Below are 381 nucleotides of genomic sequence, written 5' to 3'. Positions count from 1 at the left end.
TAGCCCCATTTACATGCAGTTGAGTAGGATATCAAGGTACCAATTATAGTAATTGGCGAAGCCAAATCGAATTTTAGCAAGTTAATTCAATGCGACGTTTAGTTCACTAAACGAGTATTTAATTAACGCAGATAAAATGAAGATTTTGGTGGGTCAGAGTGGACTTGAACCACCGACCTCACCCTTATCAGGGGTGCGCTCTAACCAGCTGAGCTACAGACCCATTCTTTTTGGTCTTTTCATCGTTACTCAGCGTTGCTTTTGTCGTTCAATCGTCGTGTAGTGTACTACACGTCCTCATTCACTCCTCAAGCGCCTTGATTAACAATCAAAATACTCAAAAATACCTTTCGATATCTTTCTCTTTCTTTCTATCAAGTA

The 381-nt window shown here is 39.9% G+C and carries 1 tRNA gene; it reads right to left on the bottom strand.

The features are described 5' to 3' along the window. Positions 1 to 146: 146 nt before the first annotated feature. Positions 147 to 223, bottom strand: a tRNA-Ile gene (locus AB4140_RS19675). Positions 224 to 381 lie beyond the last annotated feature (158 nt).

Origin of the sequence: Shewanella sp. 10N.286.51.B2 (genome assembly GCF_041469265.1) — a bacterium.
Taxonomy (GTDB): Bacteria; Pseudomonadota; Gammaproteobacteria; order Enterobacterales; family Shewanellaceae; genus Shewanella.
The sequence above is the reverse complement of the archived record's forward strand: the minus strand, read 5'-3'. Positions and strand labels throughout refer to the sequence as shown.